Genomic DNA, 17,604 nt, shown 5'->3' on the forward strand with positions numbered 1-17,604 from the left:
ACGTGGTTGCTTTGGTGGCGACGCTGGCACGCTCTTGATCGGACCTTGCGGCGCGGCACGTCGCACTGCACTCAGGTCAATCGATTGGGGATTCTGCCCCCGCCGCTTTGCCGCGTCGATTTTCCGTCGAAGGAACGCGTCAACGCCGCCTTCCGGTTTGAAATACGTGGTCAAGTCCCAGGACGTGGTGTAGCAAGGCGCGGTCACCGGTGATTCTGGGTCAGGCTGCGATGGCCTGCAGGGTGGGTTCGGTGGCTGCCTCCTTCGCTGGTTCGGGTTCCTCGGCGCCGCGGGCGCGGGTCATCACGTCAAGGCCGAGGTAGCGGCGTCCTTCGGCCCATTCGTCGTGCTGTTCGGCAAGGACGGCGCCGACCAGTCGGATCAGGGAGTCCCGGTCGGGGAAGATGCCGACGACGTCGGTGCGCCGACGGATCTCCTTGTTGAGGCGCTCCTGCGGGTTGTTGGACCAGATCTGCCGCCAGATCTCCTTCGGGAACACGGTGAAAGCGGTCAGGTCCGGCCGTGCCTCTTCCAGGTGCGCGGCGACCTTCGGGAGCTTCTCGCCCAGCGCTTCCAAGATGCGGTCGTATTGTGCGTCGACGGCTTTGGCGTCAGGCTGGTCGTAGACCGAGTGCAGCATCGTCCGCACCCACGGCCACGACGACTTCGGCGTCTGGGCCATCAGGTTCACCGCGTAGTGGGTGCGGCACCGCTGCCACGACGCCCCCGGCAACGTAGCCCCGATCGCGGCGACCAAGCCGGCGTGGGCGTCGGCGGTGACCAGTTTGACGCCGGTCAGGCCGCGGCCGGTCAGGCCGCGGAAGAACTGCAACCACCCGGCGCCGTCCTCGCTGGTGGTGACGTCGATGCCGAGCACTTCGCGGTAGCCGTCGGCGTTGACGCCGGTCGCAACCAGCGCGTGGACCCGGGCGACCCGGCCGCCCTCACGCACCTTGAGTACCAGGGCGTCGGCGGCGACGAACGTGTACGGGCCCTGGTCCAGCCGGCGGTTGCGGAACGCCGCGACCTGCCCGTCGAGGTCCTTGACCATCACCGACACCTGCGAGCGGGACAAACCCGAGATACCCAGCGACTGAACGAGTTTGTCCATCCGGCGGGTCGAGACGCCCAGCAGGTAGCACGTCGCCACCACCGAGGTCAGGGCTTTCTCCGCGCGTTTGCGGGGCTCGAGCAACCATTCCGGGAAGTAGCTGCCGGTCCGCAGCTTCGGCACCGCCAGTTCGATGGTGCCGGCCCGGGTGTCCAGCTGACGGGGTCGGTAGCCGTTGCGGGAGTTCGTCCGCTCTGGGGTGCGTTGGCCGTAGTCGGCGTTGCACGCGGAGTCGGCGTCCGCGCCCATCAACGACTGCATGAACGTGGACAGCATCGAACGCAACAGGTCGGGGCTTGCCTCGGCGAGCTGATCGGACAGGAACTGGGACGGGTCGATAAAGTGGGCATCGGTCATCGCGTGAACATCCTTCAGGTCGACTGTGAGAGGTCTCTTGAAGAATCACGCGGTGACCGCCCTCGCCTCGGCTACAACACGCCGACGGATCTCAGAGCGTCGGGGTCGTACACCACTCTGCAGGACTCAACCAGCGTCTGATCGACCTCGCAGCTGACGGTCTTCTCTCTCGCGCCAAGATCCAGGAGCGGTCGAACGCGCTGGCATTGGAGAAGGCTCGTCTTCAGTCGGGGTTTGAGGACGCAGACGCGGAGCTGACAATCGGTGTGGAACGGCTTCGAGCGTGCCTGGCTCTGGTAGCTGACCCCGCACGACTGTACGAGCGAGCATCCGACTCTGGGAAACGCATGGTCAACAGCACCTTCTACGCGCAGTTCAATCTCGACGACCTGCAGACGGAGCAACAGACCTTGGCCGTGTACGGCGTGCTGAAGCCGCCGTTCCAGGAGGTGCAAGAAGCAGCAGCGGCCTGCAGATTGGCGAGTGGCGCGACCCCGAACCAGAAGACCCCTGACCGGATGGTCAGGGGTCTGAGGGAAAACCGAACACCCGTACTCGCCGACATGTTTTTGGACGATGTTTCGAGTAAGCGTGTTCTGGTGGTCCTCACGGGAGAACTCTCGAACTTATGCGACCTTATTGACGACCTTGGAAGTTGTCCGCCTGGCAGGTATTCGACGTCGCCTCGCCTGCCCCGGCAGGAGCAGCGCCGGCTGACGGCGAAGGATGTAGAAGAGCTCTGCGCCCGCTACCGAGCTGGGGCCTCGATGAACGTGCTGGCCACAGAGTTCGGTGTCCATCGGACGACCGTTGCCGACAAGCTGCGTCGATCACGGGTCGCGCTCCGGCGCCAAGGCCTTCGGCCGGAAGACCTGGAGACAGCCATCCGGCTGCGCGCACAGGGCTGGTCCTATGAACGGCTTGGCCAGCAATTCAGCTGTGACGCTGAAACCGTGCGGCAGCGACTGAAGCCCCGGTAGCTGGGCAGCGACGCGGAGGCACGCCCTAGGACCTGGCGCTGCTGACCAACCGACACAGGTGTTTGCGAAAACATCAGCAAAACTCTTGACAACACTCCTGTAAGTGGTAGTCTTACTGCAAACAACAGATCAGGAACTACAAACTTGGAGGGGTGTTGGCCATGGCTGGACCATAGCTCCGGCGGCCCGGTGAGCGCAAGCTGCTCAGCGGACGGAGCCGCCTACTACAGGGCGCCGGCGACCCGCACGAGACCTGTCAGCGCCAGCCCCACAAGCAAACACTCAATCCAAATCGCCTGAAAGGAAACCCAGATGACATGTCTATGACGATCGAGCCGAGGTCCCTCGCGGACGCCGTGACCACGTTCGATCACCGCGAAGCCTTGGTGCACGACCCTCCCCAGATGGTCCTCGACGGGACGGTGCGATACACGCTTGGCGGCTCGGTCTCCGTGCCTGCCGACCCCGGCGTCTATCTCATCCACGACCTGCGCGGCGTTCTCTACGTCGGTCGCACCGCGAACCTCTACCAGCGCTACTTCCAGCACTACTGGGACAGCCACAACAGCCGCGTCACCGCGGCGCTGCGTCGTCCCCTTGGCCGCATGGAGTTCAGCTGGATGTCGGTCGACCTTGTCGACCAGGCGGATCTCGAGCGCACGCTCATCCGCTCGCTTCAACCCCTCTGCAATCGACTCCTTTACAAGCACTGAAACCTGAAAGGACTGACCTGAAATGGCAACAACTGTTCCCGTAATCAGTGGTCGCATGGGGACCACGCAGTTCTACGAGGCCAAGATGACGGCGCGTGAGCTCGTCGCGGCTGCCCGTCCCGCTCGCGAGATGGACGACTGGGCCAACTTCTCGATCGAAGAGCGCCTCCAGCGCGAGCTGAACGACAAGCGCGTGCACGACGAGATCGCTCCCTACCTGGCCCGCTCGGCGGACCGCTTCTTCAGCTCGATCGTCGTGCTGGTCTACAACGCCGAAGTCACCTACGAGGCGCTGGACGAGGTGGTCACCAAGGTGCCCGCGGCGTACCGGTCGATCGCCCGCGACATCGGCTTCCTGACCATCAACGGCGGCGAGCTGGTGGTGCTCGACGGACAGCACCGCATGGCGGCGCTGCGCGAGGTGATTCAGTCGGCCGGCACGCAGGGGGAATACGCCCGTGAGGTGCCCACCGATGAGCTGTCGGTGATCTTCGTGCCCTACGTCGACTCGGAGCACACGCGGCGCATCTTCAACAAGATCAACCGCAACGCCAAGCCCACTAGCCGCGGCGACAACATCATCACCAGCGAGGATGACGGTTACGCCATCCTCACCCGCTGGCTGCTGCGCGAGGGGGAGCCTCTGGGGCACAAGGACAGCAAGGGCGATCTGATCGTCAACTGGAAGAGCAACACGCTCGCGGACCGCAGCACGCAGTTCACGACGATCAGCGCGGTGTACGAGACGGTGCAGACCGTGCTCGCTCACTACGGCATGCACGACGAGTTCAACGAGAAGAAGAACGTTGTCCGGCCCAAGGAGGAGCGCCTGGATGAGGCCTACGGCCACGTCAAGGAGTGGTGGCTGGCCGTGCTCGACGGCATCGAGGCCTTCCGGGAGGCGCTGGCCAACCCCGCGGAGATCCCCGCGATGCGCAAGGACGGCGAGCCCACCAGCCTGCTGTTGAAGCCCGCGACACACATCGTGTTCTTCCGCGGATTAGCTCGGGCCGTCGACCTCGGGCTCAGCCTCGAGGAGGCGATCAGCCGCTCCAACAAGATCGACTGGAACCTCACCGCCGACCAGTGGCGGCACGTCCTGATTGCGCCTAACAACCGCATCATCGCCCGCAACGAGAACTACGAGGTGACGGCCGACCTGATCGCCTACCTCGTCGCGGCGGACAAGATGACCGCCGAGGCTCAGGAGGCTGTTCGTCAGCGGGTTGCCAAGGCACGCGGTGTCGATGAGAACGAGCGCGTCGACGAGGCCGATGAGTCCGAGGGTGGCGAGGACGAGTACAAGATCTATAACCTGCCTACGCCCGTCACCGGGTGACGCAGCCGCGAGGCGCACCTCGGGCAAGCGACGGAGGAGACGTCGAGGCGATCTCCTCCGTCGCTGCCGGTGGCGGTCGCTGTTGGAGGGCTTGGAGCGACTCATGGCAACGTACGTGTTCCCCGCGATCCGGGGACGGATTGGATCGACCGACTATTACCAGGTGACGATGTCGGCCCGCGAGCTGGCCGGTGTGGTCCGCCCGGCGAGTGAACTTGAGGAATGGACGCGCTGGACCATCGGCGAGCGAATCCAGCGCGACGTGGCGGTGACCCGGGTACGCGAGGAACTGGTGCCGTACCTGCTGCGGGCGCGTGACCGCTTCTTTGGCTCTCTCATCGTGCTCGCCTACGAGCCGGATGTCTTCGAGTTCGAGGCGCTCGATCTGGTGAACGCCACGGTTCATGCCGCCCATCGGGATGCGGCCGAGCGCATGGGCTTCCTGACGGTCGACGGCGGACGATTGGTGGCGCTGGACGGCCAGCACCGGTTGGTCGCACTGCGCGAGATCGTCAACGGCCGATGTGAAGCCGATCCCAGCGTCATTGCCTCGGTAGCCAGCGACGAGATCTGCGTCGTCTTCATCAAGTACGACACCTTGGAGAAGACACGGCGGATCTTCAACAAGGTGAACCGTCACGCTCGACCCACCACGCCGAGCGACAACATCATCACCAGCGAAGACGACGGCTACGCCATCGTCGCCCGCTGGCTGGTGGATCGCGATCCGCCGCTTGGCCTCACCAAGCCGCGCCCGCCGCTGAACCTGTTCGATAGCGACGGCGAACCGCTCGTCGAGTGGCGGCAGACGAACTTGCCGCAGTTCACCCAGAAACTGACGACGCTGAACGCCGTCTACCAGACGGTCGAGGCGGCGTGCGACGCGCACGGCCTGCATCACTTCGACGAGAAGCACCGGGTCAACCGGCCTCGTAACGACGAGCTGGAGCGGGCCTACCGGTGGAGCGCCGGCTGGTGGACCTCGGTGCTGGACGGCCTTGAGCCCTACCGGCTGGCCGTTGCCCGGCCGCATCGGATCAGGGCGATGCGGCAGTACCAGGAGAAGTGGTCGCTGCTCTTCCGCCCGATCGCCCAGGTGGCGCTGTTCCGCGGCATCGGCGAGTCGATCAGGCTGGGGCTTGACGCCAAGCTGGCGATCGAGCGCATGAACCGGATCGACTGGCGAGCATCGTCGAACGTCTGGATGGACGTCATCGTGCGCTCCAACGGCAAGATGATCGCCTCTCGGCAAGCGATCAACCTGGGCGGACGGCTCATCAGCTACTTCGTCGCCGAGGAGCTGATGGACGAGGACGCGCAGGAGGTACTGCGTCGCGACTATGCGCTGGCGCGCGGGTGGTATCCGGGCCGCGTTGGTCCGATGCCGGGTTTGCCCAAGCTCCCCGGCCGGCGGGTTGGCTGGCTGCTGAACCACCCGCAGTTTGCGCAAACATGTGTCCCCAGCTTGCCAACAACGCCCTCATCGTAGTAGTCTGACTGCAAACATCAGAGAGTAGACTGCAAACAGGAGGTGTGTTGGCCATGGCTGGTCCGTAGCTGTGGCGGCCCGGTGAGCACTTTCGCCGGACGAAGCCGCCGACCCCGCGCCCGTCGCTGAAGGCTAAGGCCCCGACGTCCATCCCGGACGTCGGGGCTTCTTCATGTCGCCGATGACCCAGGACCAGCCCGCTGCAGCCGGTGGCCGCGGACCTCAACGCCGGCCCGATCGAGCATGGCCTTCCAGCCGGCGAGGGTGCCGATCAGCTCGGGGTGCTCGTAGAGCCCGGCCCGCCACTCGGCCTTCGTCAGCCGGGCGTACAGGTCGCGACGCGGATCATCCGGCGCTACGAACTCCTCCTTGCGGTGCAGGAGCGGCGGATTAACCGATCGGCTGTAGTCGCGCCAGTCCACGCTCAGGCGTTTCAGGTTCACCGTCACCGCGCTCGCGAGCGTCGGGTGGCCATCGCGGTCGAAGCGCGGGTAGGATAGGTAGCTCACCTGCGGCTCGGTGACCGACAGCTTGACGATGTTGGCCTCGCCGACGTTGCCGCTCAGAGTACGGGCGCAGGCCTCGTAGACCTGGAGCACCGGGAGCAAGCGGCTCAGCGGAGCGGTGCACGTACAGGGCCGACGGCGTCTGCTTGCCGATCTTGGAGCTGCGAGCCGACACCAGGATCAAGACCAGATCGCCGCACGCCAGCAGGAGGCGATCGGCCTGTGCACAGGCAGCCTGGTAGGTGCCGAATAGTGCGCGGATGTCGTTGGCGAGCGGTGGCGGAAGCTGGCTGAAGCGCGGCCGCTGGCTGAAGCGCGACATGGCGATGTAGATCAACAATTCACTCCGCCGCTGAACCCTGACCCGCTCCCAATAGGCGTCGCTCGTGACCTGGCGAACCAGCTTCAGCCTGCGGCCGATCGCCGAAGGCGTCGCGAACCGCCGCATGATCGTCAGCGGTCAACTCGCCGGGTCGCGGTGGCCTCGCGTGCGCTGTCAGGAACTCGACGAGCGGCGCAAGGACTTCCTGGTGCGCCTCGTACACGGCATGGGGATCGATCGCTACGCGCGGCCGATAGACGTAGACGCGGCTTGACAAGAACGCCTGCGCCCGGGCTTCGTCGCGGAAGACGTAGAAGATCCCTGGTGCGGCGGCCAACGGCCGCGAGCCGGTGATCTGCTCGATCCAGGCGGCCAACTCGGCTTGCTCGTAGAACTTCTGAAAAGTGCCAGTTCGCGTGACCAGACCATCGCCATGGGGTCGGCCGACGAGGTCGCGACTGTCCCACGTCATCCGAGCCGCGACGACGAGCACCTGGTTGGCCAGGCGCCAGGCGTCAGCCAGAGCCCGGGCGCGTTCCTGCGGGTCCTCGATGACGTTCACGACGTAGCCGAGGTTGACGACATCAGCAGGCCGCCGTTCGACGGCTGGACGATGACTGGGGTCCCAGCCGTCGGCGTCCACACCGAGCGACCGAAGGTTCCTGAGGTCATCGCCCTTGCCGCAGCCGTAATCGAAGACCGACTGGTCCGCACAAAGTACGCCGTCGGCCAGGGCGAGCGCCAACGGTCTCGACAGCGCGCCGCGGCTGAGGGCGGTGCGGTGCCGTGCAACCGGTTGCATCACGCGGCAGGTGGGGCGCTCACCGCCAGCGATGCCAAGCCGGCAACGTCAGTTACGCGCGGATCGCCGACCAGGTAGCCGATGCCGCGATGCAGATGCAGGCGGTAACTGCTGCGCGAGAGTCTCATCGTCCAGTGGCAGGCCGTCGAGGTGGCAGCGCAGTCGGACGAGCGCCCAGTACTCGTCGCCATGATCGCCGGCGAAGACGCGCCAGGTCATCTCGACGTTGCCGTCGACCACCAGCTTGACAGCCGGTGGCGGTGCCGGTTCAGCGAGCGAGCGGCACAGTGCCCAGCGGCAGAGCACGTTCCATTGTGTGATGCCGGTCCGCCGCTTGAGGGTGACGAGCTGATCCCGCGCCGCCTGCGACAGGCGGATGTGTTCGAGGCTCGTGTCCTACTCCCAGAAGTAGCCAGCGTGCACGCTGGTGGCGTTCGCGGTCTGATCGAACTCCAGGCGGTAGGCACGGCCGACCCGGCTGCGAATGCTCGCATAGGCATCGGCATCGATTTCGGTATCAGTCGACAACAAGATCACCTGATGCGAGGCATGGGGGAAATAGCGCTCAAGCAGGTGCTCCCGGTGTGACCCATCGAGCCGACCGAGGGGCGTATCGATAATCATCGGCAGCGGTTGCCCAGCGGCGCGCGCCAGTCCCCACAACAAGGCGACAGCCAGCAGTTGACGCTCACCCGCGGACAGCTCCTGTGCTGCCAACGGGCGCCCATCCGCGCCCGTCAACTCGACAGTCTTCGTTTCAACATCGATCCGCACATCCGATATCAACCGAGACTTCCGAAGCAGCCGACCGAGGGCCTCCAACACCAGCGCCGAAATCCGCGACAGATGCCGCTCAGTGGCGGCGCGACTGAGCGAGTCGAGTGTCGTCCGTACCCGGTCGGCGTGTTCTACCACCCGACGGTCATCATCGGCGGCCAAGGTGGCGTGCGCGGCTCGATCGAGCGCCGCTTCGTAGGCGTCGTCGGCACGCGACCGTTCATGTCGGAGGACGTTGAGCTGCTCTTCGGCGTCCACCAGCGAAGCATGGGCGCGCACGGCAAGGTGCGACGCATCGTCGAGTTCGGCCCGAAGGGGTGCAAGCGCCTCAGGGTCGGGGATCGCAACCAGGACCCGCTCGGCTTGCTCTAGTTCTGCTGCCAGCTCGTGTCGGCGTCGGATCAGTCCACCGAGTCGACGTTCGCACGCCGGCATGGCGATGGAGGCGACCGAATCAATCGGCGTCGCATCCGGCAGGCCGGTCACCACCGCAACCTCAGCCGAGTCGGCACGCTGCGTTCGATCCGCCAGCAAGTAGCGCTCGACGCGTTCCATGGCGGCGGCGCTGACCCTGGCCTTCTTCAGTTCACCGAGCAGCGCCGCATCGCGTGATGCGATGACGTCGACTAGGAGGCGTTCGCGGGTAGCGGTCGCTTCGATGCCAGCTTGATCCGCGAGCTGGGCAATCAGGTCCTTGACGAGCAGCAACGGCGCGACGTCAACAAGCTCACTGCGAAGGTGATCGTCGGTCTCGTTCAGTTGATCACGCAGCATGGCGAGGCGTGTTTCGGCGGCATCCCGCTGATCCAGGAGATCACCGCCAGCTGCCCGATAGCGCTCCGTGACTTCATGCAAGCGCTTGTCGGCGCGCTCAGACTCGACGCGAGCCACGGCGACCACGTCAGCGGCCGCTTCCTCGGCCTTGCGGACGGCGGTCGCGGCGTCGCGGCGCTCATCGATGGACTGCCGAAGCTCATCGGGCACCTGCGAATTGCGGTGTCGCCTGCGCAGGACGGCAAGATCGTGGGTCAGCCGCTCGACAAGGTCCAGACCAAGTAGCGCGGCCAGCGCCGCAGCCAGCACCTGACGCGAGCGCTCCAGACCAGCGAGCGCCTCAATCTGCTCGCCATCGAAGAAGAAGAGCCCGGCGATACCGCGCGGCAGAAACGTTTCGACGTGTTCGTTCCAGGTCGAGGTCAGCGCCTCGTCATGCCTGCCATCGACCGTCACCAAGAGGATTTCGCGCAGCGAGGCGCCGCTGCTCCGCCAGCGGCGACGGACGCGGAACGTCCGCTCGACGCCCTGCTGATGAGCGGTGTGAACTGGCTCCGGTGGAGACTCTTGACCTTGGGAACGAGGATGGAGTCATGGGATCTGAGGTTTCACCGGGCAAGCCGACCACCCGTCGGTATTCGCCTGCGGAGAAGGAGCAGGCGGTCCGGCTGGTCCGGCAGTTGCGCTCCGAACTGGGCACCGATCAAGGGACCGTGCACCGGGTCGCGCGGCAGCTCGGTTACGGCGCTGAGTCGGTGCGGTCCTGGGTGCGGCAGGCCGACATCGACGACGGACGCAAGCCGGGAGTGTCGACCAGCGAGGCGAGCCGGATCGCCGAGCTGGAGCAGGATAACCGAGAATTGAAGCGCGCCAACGAGATTCTGAAGCGGGCAGCCAGTTTCTTCGGGGCGGAGCTCGACCGCCAACACAAGAAGTAGTCGCGTTCATCGACGCCAACCGCGCCGAGTTCGGAGTCGAGCCGATCATCACCACGCTGGCCAGCGCCGAGGTGACGATCGCTCCGAGCAGCTACTACGCCGCCAAGACCCGGCCGCCCTCAGCGCGCCAACAGCGGGACGAGCAGCTGATCCCGCAGCTGCGCGCCCTGTGGCAGGGCAACTATCGGGTCTACGGCGCTCGGAAACTGTGGAAGGCCGCCCGTCGGGCCGGGCACGACATCGGTCGGGACCAGGTTGCCCGGCTGATGCGCGCAGCCGGGATCCAGGGTGTCCGCCGCGGCCGGCAGATCCGCACGACCCGGCCCGACCCGGCGGCGCCGCGGCACCCGGACCTGGTGAAACGGAACTTCACCGCGAAGGAACCGAACCAGCTGTGGGTGACCGACCTGACGTATGTCCCGACGTGGTCCGGCATCGCCTACGTGTGTTTCCTGGTCGATGTGTATTCGCGGATGATCGTGGGGTGGCGGGTCGCGGGCCATATGCGGACCGAGATGGTCCTGGATGCGATCGAGATGGCCCGGTGGAGCCGCGGCACCCGGATCGACGGGTTGCGCTGTCACAGCGACGCCGGCAGTCAATTTACATCCATCCGGTACGGCGAGCGGCTGGCCGAGATCGGTGCCACCCCGTCGATCGGGACTGTCGGGGACTCGTTCGACAATGCGTTGGCCGAGACCGTGAACGGTTACTACAAGGCCGAGTTGATCTACGGACCCGGACGACCCGGACCGTGGCGGACCGTCGAAGATGTCGAGTTGGCGACCCTGGGCTGGGTGCACTGGCACAACACGGCCCGGCTGCACGGCTACCTCGGCGATCTACCACCAGCAGAGTACGAAGCCACGTACTACGCTACGAAACGGACCGACCAACCCCTGGCCGGAATCCAATAGCTCGAGCCTCCATCAGACCCAGTGCGGTTCACAGTTCGGCGTGCGCTCGCCTTTGTCGCCGACTGTGGCAACGCCTACCGCCTCTCGCCGCCCGAGTTCCGGCGCGCCTTCAATCAGGCCTGGTTCCGAAGGATCGAACTCGACTCGCAGTTCGGCTCGACAGTCGTGGCCGGAGTTGAGCACACGGAGTCCATCGAGGCGATTCACACCGCCGAGGTGATGCCATCGCCCGCCGACTGGGTGACTGATCGGGTCAAGACAAAGAAAGAACACGGCAGCATGCGCTTCCGCGTTCTTTCCCATGTCAAGGGTTCTAGAGTGCCTTGTTTTGGTGGAGCTGCGGGGAATCGAACCCCGGACCTCTTCGATGCGAACGAAGCGCGCTACCAACTGCGCTACAGCCCCGAACCCGGATCGCTCCGTGAACATGAAGAAGACTACCAGCGCCTGAAGGGTGCTCCGGACACCCGCGGAGCAGGGCCGGCGGTGCCGGATCGTCAGCCCGACCGGAAGGACTCCCCGATCAGCACGGGCACCTTGGAGGACACGTTTTCCTGCGCGGCCAGCGGGATCTCGTCGCCGTAGCCGTCGCTGATCAGCTCCTGGCCGGAGGCACACGCCGTCAGCGACGTGGCGACGTGGGGGGCCACCTCGCGATAGGCCGCTGCGGCGGCCAGCGCCTCGGGTGAGGCCGGGCCGATCCCGGACTGGAGCACCGCGTTGATCACGGCGCCGGCGCCCCACATGTCCTCGACGGCCGGTCGCAGCAGATCTCCGGGCCAGCGCTCCCCCGCCCCGACCACGGCCACCGGGCCTCGTACGGCGCCGCGGCTGATCCAGCGGGCGACGGCCTTGGCGTTGCGCAGGCACGCCCCGACCACCACGGCGCCAGACTCGGCCATCTGCCGGGAGATGGCCGAACCGTTGGGGGACGGCAGGACCAGCTTGCGGGAGACGGCCAGGGCTCCGGAACGGGCCGCGGCCTGGACGGACAGCGGGGACAGGCTGACCCCGCTCGGGCCGGCCTCGCGACGGCCGATGGCCAGCACCGCGCCGCGGGTGGCCGCGAAAGTGGCCGCGGTGGCGTCCCGGAAGCGATACGGGTAGACCTCGACGCCTTCGTCGACCGCGACCGAGAGGGCGGTGGTGAAGGAGAGGACGTCGACGACGACCACGACGGCCGCGCCCTGTCCGATTGCGATCGCACCGGGCATGCCCCAGTCGAAACGGATGGCCCAGCCCGGCTGGCGATGATGATCCCGCGAGGGCGGCGTCACCGGCGGGACCAAGCCGTCACGGAGCCGGTCAGCCGACCAACGCCATCGGGCTCACTGGCCCGACGCTCGCCGGTAGACGATCGGTTGGTAGTAGTCCAGGTCGTCGAACGACGGATCGTCGTCCTCGAGGTCCACGATCTCCCGGCCGTGCCGGTAACCCGACGGCGGCACCTGGGAGACAGCGACCTCGGGCCGGCCGAACGAGCTGCCGACCACCGGCTCGTCGAGGCGGTCGAGGTGGTACTCCGGACGGATCTGCCGGGCCCGGCGCAGCCGAGCCAGACGCCGCTGGCGGATGTCGTTCTCGATCCGGACGGCCCGGCGCAGGTAGCCCAGATACGCGACGAGCAGCAGCCCGAAGAACCCGGTGCCCGACCAGAGCACCGGCTTGACGAAGTAGGCCGCCACCCCGAACGCCACCGTGGCCAGGAACAGGACAACGGTGATGCGGCGACGCCGCGAGTACTTGTAGGCGCGAGCGACCTCGGCCGCGTCCGGGTCGTACCCGCCGCGGCCGTGGCGACGCGGGACCGGCCGCAGGTGGGACTCGTCGACCCCGGCAAACCGATCGCGCCGCGACGACGATGCACCGACGGCGACCGGCTCCCGGTCCACCGCCCCGTCGCGCTCGACCGTCGCGTCCTCGTAAGTGACCTCTTCGTAGGAGACCTCTTCGTAGGTGACCTCGGCGTACTCGACGTCCTCATAGTCGTCCGGTTCGCCGTCGAACTCGTCCTCGGCGTATGGGTCGTGCTCGTTGTCCAGCAGTACCTCGTCCAGGGCGTCGTCCCCGACCGCGCCGTCGGTCTCGAGATCCTCGGCGTACTGGTCGACCTCGGCCCGACGACGGAAGGTCGGGCGACGCCGAATGGAGGCCGAAGCCCGACGCAGGACCCGGAAAGAGCCGCCGTCGGTGTCGGTCTCGGGCACCGCTTCACGCCTCCGCGCAACCATCGGCACCAGGACTGTGAGCCAGGCGGCGACGAGTACCACGATGATGAGCGACGTGGGGATGGACATCGCGCCTCCTCTCGAATCAGATGCGGTCGGCCGGACGGGAACGCAGTAGCAGGCCTTGCGTTCACGCTAGCGAGGAAGGGGCGCCCAGCCCCGGAGGACACGCCCGTGATCATCACCCGACTGGCCGGTCAAGTTCCGATCGAGGGGTGACCGTGGGTCGGCCGATCAGGCCGAGCCGGGCGCCCCCGGCCCCGGAGGTGGCGGGAGGGCGCCACTGTGCCAGCGGGACAACAACTCTGCGGCACCGCCGGGCACCTCCTCCTTGGTCATGGCGAACAGGAGGTGGTCACGCCATGCTCCGTTGATGTCCAGGTAGCGCTGCAGGTACCCCTCCTGCCGGAACCCGATGTGGGCGACAACGGCCTGGCTGGCCCGGTTCTCCGGCGCGATCGTCGCCTCGACGCGGTGCAGGCCGACCGGACCCAGCGCATGACCGGTGGCCAGCGCCACGGCGGCGGTGGCCACCCCGCCGCCCTGCCGGGTGGAGTCGACCCAGTAGCCGATCCACGCGGAGCGGAGGGCGCCGCGTTGCAGACCGCCGATGGTGACCTGGCCGGAGAACGTCCCGTCGACGGTGATAACGAACGGCAGCACCTCGCCACGACGGGCCGCCGCGATCAGCAACGATCGGTGAGAGTGCCACTGCGCCCTGGTGTGCCGCTCGGCCCAGCTGATGGAACTGGTGGCGTCCCAGGGGGCGATGAACCGCTCGTCGCGGATCCGGATCCGTTGCCAGGCATCACCGTCGGACCGGCGCAGCGGTCGGAGCTCGACCGCTCCCGCCTTCGTCGCCACCGGTCCAAGACGGGCCGGCCATCCCGGATGCCGACCGGCCGGCGGCCAGCCGTCGACGCTCATTGGGCCGTCAGGCGCGCTGGGCCAGGAAGGAGACCGAAACCTCTGTCCCGACCGGGATGTCGGTGGCCTCCTCGTCGATCAGCACCAGGCAGTTCGCCTCGGCCAAGGAGGCCAGAAGGTGAGTGCCGCCACCGCCCAGGATGTGCACCAGGTACTCGTCGTCCTCGTCCCGCATCAGTTGGCCGCGCAGGAACTGGCGACGCCCTTCCGGCGACGCGATCGGCTCCAGCGTCCGGGCGGTGACCGTTCGGCGGTAAGGGTTGCGGCGGCCCAGCATCACCCGGAGCACGGGCCGCACCATCACCTCGAACACCACCAGCGCCGACACCGGATTGATCGGCAGCAGGAACGTCGGCACGGCATCGGGCCCGAGGCGGCCGAACCCCTGGGCCGACCCGGGTTGCATGGCCACCCGGGTCAGATCCAGCTCGCCGAGATCGGACAGTGCCTCGACCACCAGTTCGGCGCTGTGCCCCCCGGCCGCACCGGAGATCACCACGCACTCGGACACCAGCAGCCGGGCCTCGACCAGTTCCCTGAGCTTCCGCGGGTCCCGCGGGGCGATGCCGACCCGGTTCACCTCGGCGCCGGCGTCCCGAGCCGCGGCCGCCAGGGCGAAGGAGTTCACGTCGTAGACCTGGCCCGGGCCCGGCGACCGGGAGACGTCGACCAGTTCGTCACCGACACTGATGATGGACAACCGGGGTTTGGGGTGGACGAGAACCTTGTCCCGTCCGACAGCGGCCAGCAGACCGACCTGGGCCGAGCCGATGAACGCACCCGAGCGGACCGCCACGTCGCCGGGCTGCACGTCCTCGCCGGTCCGCCGGACGTACTGCCCGGACCCGACCGAGCGGGTGACGTGGACCCGAGCTCCGGACCGCTGGGCCCCGGACCGCGGGACGACCGCGTCGGCGATGGTCGGCAGTGGCGCACCGGTCGCCACGTAGACCGACTGGTGCGGCTGGAGACGGTGGGCGGTCCGGGTACCGGCGTCGATCTCGCCGACCACGGGCAGCAGGATCGGGCTGTCGGCGCTCGCGCCCTGCACATCGACCGACCGCACGGCGTACCCGTCGACGGCCGCCTGGTCGAACGCGGGCAACGCCGCAGAGGCCACGACCTCCTCGGCGCACAGCAGACCCTGGGCCTCGGAGATGGCGACCCGCACCGGGGGCGGCGTCAGCGCCGCGGCCAGCACCATGTCGAGTTGTGCGGTGACCGAGCGCATCAGATCTCCCGGTTCCGTCCGGCGGTCGTTGAACCGGCGGCGCTGCCCGCGGGCAGCGCCCCTGACGACAAACGCACCGACGAGTCCTGGGCCATAACCGGTAACGCTACTGTCTCGCCCGCCCCTGGCCATGACGACACCACTGCGGAGGCGCACGTTGCTCCGCCCGACGGCGCCTACGGTGAACCGGTGACCCAGGATCCCGCGTCGGTCGCCGCCGGCAAGTCGGCCCTGCGTCGACCGTTGCTCGCGGCCCGCGCCCGACGAGCACCGGAGGACCGCGCGGCCGCCGCCGCCGCGAACACCGCTCACCTGCTGACCGCCCTTCGGGGCGCGAGGATCGTCTGCGCGTACCTGCCGCTGCCCACCGAACCTCTGGAGGCCGCCCTTCTGGACTTGCTGGTCGAACGTGGGGTGTCGGTGCTGGTCCCGGTGGTCAGGGCCGATGCGCCGCTGGACTGGTGCCGCCATCCCGCTCCCACCGGCCCGGGCGCGTTCGGCATCGCCGAGCCGGCCGGACCCCGGCTGGGTCCGACGGCCGTGGCCGGAGCCGATGCGGTGCTGGTGCCGGCCCTGGCCGTCGACCGCGCCGGACGGCGGCTCGGTCGCGGCGGCGGGCATTACGACCGCACTCTGGCCCTGCTCCGCGACGTGCGGCCGGAGCTCGTCGGGGTGCTGTTCGACGGGGAGCTGCTCGAGCACGTGCCGGCCGACCGTCATGACATCGCGGTGACGTCGGTCGTCACACCGGCCGGTGGTTGGCACCGTTTGCGCAGGTGAGAGCGGCCCACTTGCACCGCGCAACCGAATGCGAGCATCATCGAATTGGCAGTCTCGTGTTTCGAGTGCCAACGTTGATGCTCGGATGATCGGCCGTGGTATTCACTAGGGCCGATGGGACCGAGGCTCGCCGAGCGCTACCCAAGCAGATTCAGATGTCTTCTACCCCGCGTGCCGCGCGCCGCGGGGTGACCGCCGGAGGAACGTGTGCCCACCTACCAATACGCCTGCACCGAGTGCGGGCACCGCTTCGAGCAGGTTCAGGCCTTCTCGGAGGCGTCCCTGACGGAATGCCCGAACTGCGGTGGCAAGCTCCGCAAGGTCTACGGATCGGTGGGTGTGGTGTTCAAGGGCAGCGGCTTCTACCGGACCGACTCCCGCTCCGGTGCGGTGCCTGCCGTCTCCAGCGAAAAGTCCGACTCCTCGTCGTCCGAGTCGAAGCCGGCCGCCAAGGAGTCCTCCCCCAAGAAGACGTCCGATGCCGGCTCGTCATCGGGGTCGTCGACAGCCGGATCGTCATCGAGTTCGTCGTCCGGTTCGTCGTCCTCCTCCAGCAAGCCGGCGGCCGCGGCCACCACCTGACCCTGGGTTGTCCACACACCCCTGAACGGTCCACATTCCGCACTCGCCGCGCTCGCGTGCGCCGAGTGGTGCCTACCGTCGGTGCATGCCGCCCCTACGACCAGCCGCCCGGCCGCTCCGGTGAGGCGGGCCCCTGGCCTGCAACCGCACTGGCCCGACCGCCTTTCCGGGCTGATCGGACGCCGGCGCCGGGGCGGGCGCCGCGTTCGCCGCATCCGGCGCGTGGTGGCTGTCCTGCTGCTGATCGCGGCCGGGGTCACGGCGGTAGCCGGCCGGCCGGGCCCGCCGGCGGGATCGCGGGTGCTGGCGGTGACCCGTGACCTTCCCACCGGCGCCACCCTGACCGATGCCGATGTCGCGACGGTCTCGGCCGCCGATCCACCTGACGGCGCCCTGGGCGTGGCATCTCAAGCCGTTGGTCGTCAGTTGTCGGCGCCGGTCCGCAAGGGCGAGGTCCTGACCGACGTGCGGCTGGTGTCCACCGGTCGGCCTGACCCGGGTGCGGGGCGAGTGGCGGTGCCGGTCCGGCCGGCCGACCCGGCGACGGTCGATCTGCTCACCCCGGGGATCCACGTTGCGGTGCTGGCCGTCGCCGAGAGCGGACAGGCCACGCTGCTGGCGCCGGATGCGGTGGTCCTGGCCATCCCGCCGCCGTCGAAGTCCGAACCGGACAAGCGGTTGGTGGTGCTGGCCGTCCCGACCGGCGCGGCCGACCGGATCACCGCGATCGGCGTGAGCGGCGCCCTGGCCCTCCGGTTCACCTGACGGAGGATCCCGATCACGCCGAGTCGGCCTCGCGCACGGCGGCCGAAGGTTGATCTGCCGATAATC

16 protein-coding genes, 1 tRNA gene, 2 pseudogenes and 1 other annotated feature are annotated in these 17,604 nt (G+C 67.7%); of the genes and pseudogenes, 8 read left to right on the forward strand and 11 right to left on the reverse strand.

What is annotated here, in order from left to right:
• Positions 1-220: 220 nt before the first annotated feature.
• The gene (locus BLS97_RS03205) at positions 221-1,468 is read right to left on the reverse strand and encodes an IS256 family transposase (protein WP_090474567.1); all 1,248 of its coding nucleotides are present in this window, start codon (positions 1,466-1,468) and stop codon (positions 221-223) included.
• 347 nt (positions 1,469-1,815) lie between these two features.
• Between BLS97_RS03205 and BLS97_RS03210 the strand changes: the two genes are divergently transcribed.
• The 4 genes from BLS97_RS03210 (at position 1,816) to BLS97_RS03225 (ending at position 5,989) form a co-directional block, all read left to right on the forward strand.
• Positions 1,816-2,448: a helix-turn-helix domain-containing protein gene (locus BLS97_RS03210; protein WP_090474568.1), complete on the forward strand. Its 633-nt coding sequence runs from the start codon at positions 1,816-1,818 to the stop codon at positions 2,446-2,448.
• A gap of 323 nt (positions 2,449-2,771) precedes the next feature.
• Positions 2,772-3,161 carry a GIY-YIG nuclease family protein gene (locus BLS97_RS03215; RefSeq protein WP_157695141.1) on the forward strand — a complete coding sequence of 130 codons (390 nt, stop codon included), beginning with the start codon at positions 2,772-2,774 and terminating at the stop codon, positions 3,159-3,161.
• A 22-nt stretch (positions 3,162-3,183) separates the two neighbouring features.
• The gene (locus BLS97_RS03220) at positions 3,184-4,500 is read left to right on the forward strand and encodes a DGQHR domain-containing protein (protein ID WP_090474570.1); all 1,317 of its coding nucleotides are present in this window, start codon (positions 3,184-3,186) and stop codon (positions 4,498-4,500) included.
• 103 nt (positions 4,501-4,603) lie between these two features.
• Positions 4,604-5,989, forward strand: coding sequence for a DNA sulfur modification protein DndB (locus BLS97_RS03225; RefSeq protein ID WP_157695142.1), 1,386 nt, complete (start codon positions 4,604-4,606; stop codon positions 5,987-5,989).
• A gap of 170 nt (positions 5,990-6,159) precedes the next feature.
• Here the strand turns inward: BLS97_RS03225 and BLS97_RS23350 are convergent, their stop codons facing one another.
• The 4 genes and pseudogenes from BLS97_RS23350 to dndD all read right to left on the reverse strand — a co-directional run.
• Positions 6,160-6,588, reverse strand: a complete 429-nt coding sequence (locus tag BLS97_RS23350) for a DNA phosphorothioation-associated putative methyltransferase (RefSeq protein ID WP_197676386.1) — start codon at positions 6,586-6,588, stop codon at positions 6,160-6,162.
• 248 nt (positions 6,589-6,836) lie between these two features.
• Positions 6,837-7,619, reverse strand: coding sequence for a DNA phosphorothioation-associated putative methyltransferase (locus BLS97_RS23355; RefSeq protein WP_231988504.1), 783 nt, complete (start codon positions 7,617-7,619; stop codon positions 6,837-6,839).
• Positions 7,619-7,997 (reverse strand): annotated as a pseudogene (dndE, locus tag BLS97_RS24395) (DNA sulfur modification protein DndE). The gene BLS97_RS23355 and the pseudogene dndE overlap by 1 nt, the downstream one beginning before the upstream one ends.
• Positions 7,998-8,015: 18 nt before the next feature.
• Positions 8,016-9,695, reverse strand: a pseudogene (dndD, locus tag BLS97_RS03240) (DNA sulfur modification protein DndD); the annotation flags it as partial.
• A gap of 68 nt (positions 9,696-9,763) precedes the next feature.
• Between dndD and BLS97_RS03245 the strand changes: the two are divergent.
• Positions 9,764-11,025, forward strand: a protein-coding gene (locus BLS97_RS03245; RefSeq protein WP_090474572.1) for an IS3 family transposase whose coding sequence is annotated in 2 segments (ribosomal slippage) — positions 9,764-10,067 and positions 10,067-11,025 — 1,263 coding nt in all. Because the reading frame shifts where the segments join, the coding sequence is not laid out codon by codon here.
• Positions 10,063-10,194 (forward strand) — a sequence feature (AL1L pseudoknot). (Overlaps the previous gene by 132 nt.)
• Before the next feature lie 12 nt (positions 11,026-11,037).
• On the opposite strand, the gene BLS97_RS22605 is transcribed toward BLS97_RS03245, so the two are convergent.
• The 6 genes from BLS97_RS22605 to glp form a co-directional block, all read right to left on the reverse strand.
• A complete protein-coding gene (locus BLS97_RS22605) occupies positions 11,038-11,328 on the reverse strand; it encodes a hypothetical protein (RefSeq protein ID WP_157695143.1) in 291 nt (96 codons plus the stop codon).
• Positions 11,329-11,354: 26 nt separating this feature from the next.
• Positions 11,355-11,430, reverse strand: a tRNA-Ala gene (locus tag BLS97_RS03250).
• Between the two features lie 92 nt (positions 11,431-11,522).
• On the reverse strand, positions 11,523-12,302 hold the full coding sequence (locus BLS97_RS03255; protein ID WP_197676388.1) for a 2-phosphosulfolactate phosphatase: 780 nt from the start codon (positions 12,300-12,302) through the stop codon (positions 11,523-11,525).
• 51 nt (positions 12,303-12,353) lie between these two features.
• The gene (gene sepX, locus BLS97_RS03260; protein ID WP_090474574.1) at positions 12,354-13,322 is read right to left on the reverse strand and encodes a divisome protein SepX/GlpR; all 969 of its coding nucleotides are present in this window, start codon (positions 13,320-13,322) and stop codon (positions 12,354-12,356) included.
• 165 nt (positions 13,323-13,487) lie between these two features.
• The gene (locus BLS97_RS03265; protein WP_090474575.1) at positions 13,488-14,180 is read right to left on the reverse strand and encodes a GNAT family N-acetyltransferase; all 693 of its coding nucleotides are present in this window, start codon (positions 14,178-14,180) and stop codon (positions 13,488-13,490) included.
• Positions 14,181-14,187: 7 nt separating this feature from the next.
• The gene (gene glp, locus BLS97_RS03270; RefSeq protein WP_090474576.1) at positions 14,188-15,411 is read right to left on the reverse strand and encodes a molybdotransferase-like divisome protein Glp; all 1,224 of its coding nucleotides are present in this window, start codon (positions 15,409-15,411) and stop codon (positions 14,188-14,190) included.
• A 189-nt stretch (positions 15,412-15,600) separates the two neighbouring features.
• On the opposite strand from glp, the gene BLS97_RS03275 reads away from it, so the two are divergent.
• From BLS97_RS03275 to BLS97_RS23180, 3 genes are all read left to right on the forward strand, one after another.
• Positions 15,601-16,191 (forward strand): 5-formyltetrahydrofolate cyclo-ligase, encoded by a 591-nt coding sequence (locus BLS97_RS03275; protein WP_090474577.1) that lies wholly within the window; start codon positions 15,601-15,603, stop codon positions 16,189-16,191.
• A 207-nt stretch (positions 16,192-16,398) separates the two neighbouring features.
• Positions 16,399-16,773, forward strand: a complete 375-nt coding sequence (locus tag BLS97_RS03280) for an FmdB family zinc ribbon protein (RefSeq protein WP_090474578.1) — start codon at positions 16,399-16,401, stop codon at positions 16,771-16,773.
• Between the two features lie 222 nt (positions 16,774-16,995).
• A complete protein-coding gene (locus BLS97_RS23180) occupies positions 16,996-17,538 on the forward strand; it encodes an SAF domain-containing protein (RefSeq protein ID WP_090474579.1) in 543 nt (180 codons plus the stop codon).
• Positions 17,539-17,604 lie beyond the last annotated feature (66 nt).

This window comes from Nakamurella panacisegetis (genome assembly GCF_900104535.1).
Taxonomy (GTDB): domain Bacteria; phylum Actinomycetota; class Actinomycetes; order Mycobacteriales; family Nakamurellaceae; genus Nakamurella; species Nakamurella panacisegetis.

Excerpts from the sequence above, each read along its gene's own strand:
- BLS97_RS03205 (WP_090474567.1), bottom strand. The coding sequence starts at position 1,468 with ATGACCGATGCCCACTTTATCGACCCGTCCCAGTTCCTGTCCGATCAG.
- BLS97_RS03210 (WP_090474568.1), top strand. The coding sequence starts at position 1,816 with ATGGTCAACAGCACCTTCTACGCGCAGTTCAATCTCGACGACCTGCAG.
- BLS97_RS03215 (WP_157695141.1), top strand. The coding sequence starts at position 2,772 with ATGACGATCGAGCCGAGGTCCCTCGCGGACGCCGTGACCACGTTCGAT.
- BLS97_RS03220 (WP_090474570.1), top strand. The coding sequence starts at position 3,184 with ATGGCAACAACTGTTCCCGTAATCAGTGGTCGCATGGGGACCACGCAG.
- BLS97_RS03225 (WP_157695142.1), top strand. The coding sequence starts at position 4,604 with ATGGCAACGTACGTGTTCCCCGCGATCCGGGGACGGATTGGATCGACC.
- BLS97_RS23355 (WP_231988504.1), bottom strand. The coding sequence starts at position 7,619 with ATGCAACCGGTTGCACGGCACCGCACCGCCCTCAGCCGCGGCGCGCTG.
- BLS97_RS22605 (WP_157695143.1), bottom strand. The coding sequence starts at position 11,328 with ATGGGAAAGAACGCGGAAGCGCATGCTGCCGTGTTCTTTCTTTGTCTT.
- sepX (WP_090474574.1), bottom strand. The coding sequence starts at position 13,322 with ATGTCCATCCCCACGTCGCTCATCATCGTGGTACTCGTCGCCGCCTGG.
- BLS97_RS03265 (WP_090474575.1), bottom strand. The coding sequence starts at position 14,180 with ATGAGCGTCGACGGCTGGCCGCCGGCCGGTCGGCATCCGGGATGGCCG.
- glp (WP_090474576.1), bottom strand. The coding sequence starts at position 15,411 with ATGCGCTCGGTCACCGCACAACTCGACATGGTGCTGGCCGCGGCGCTG.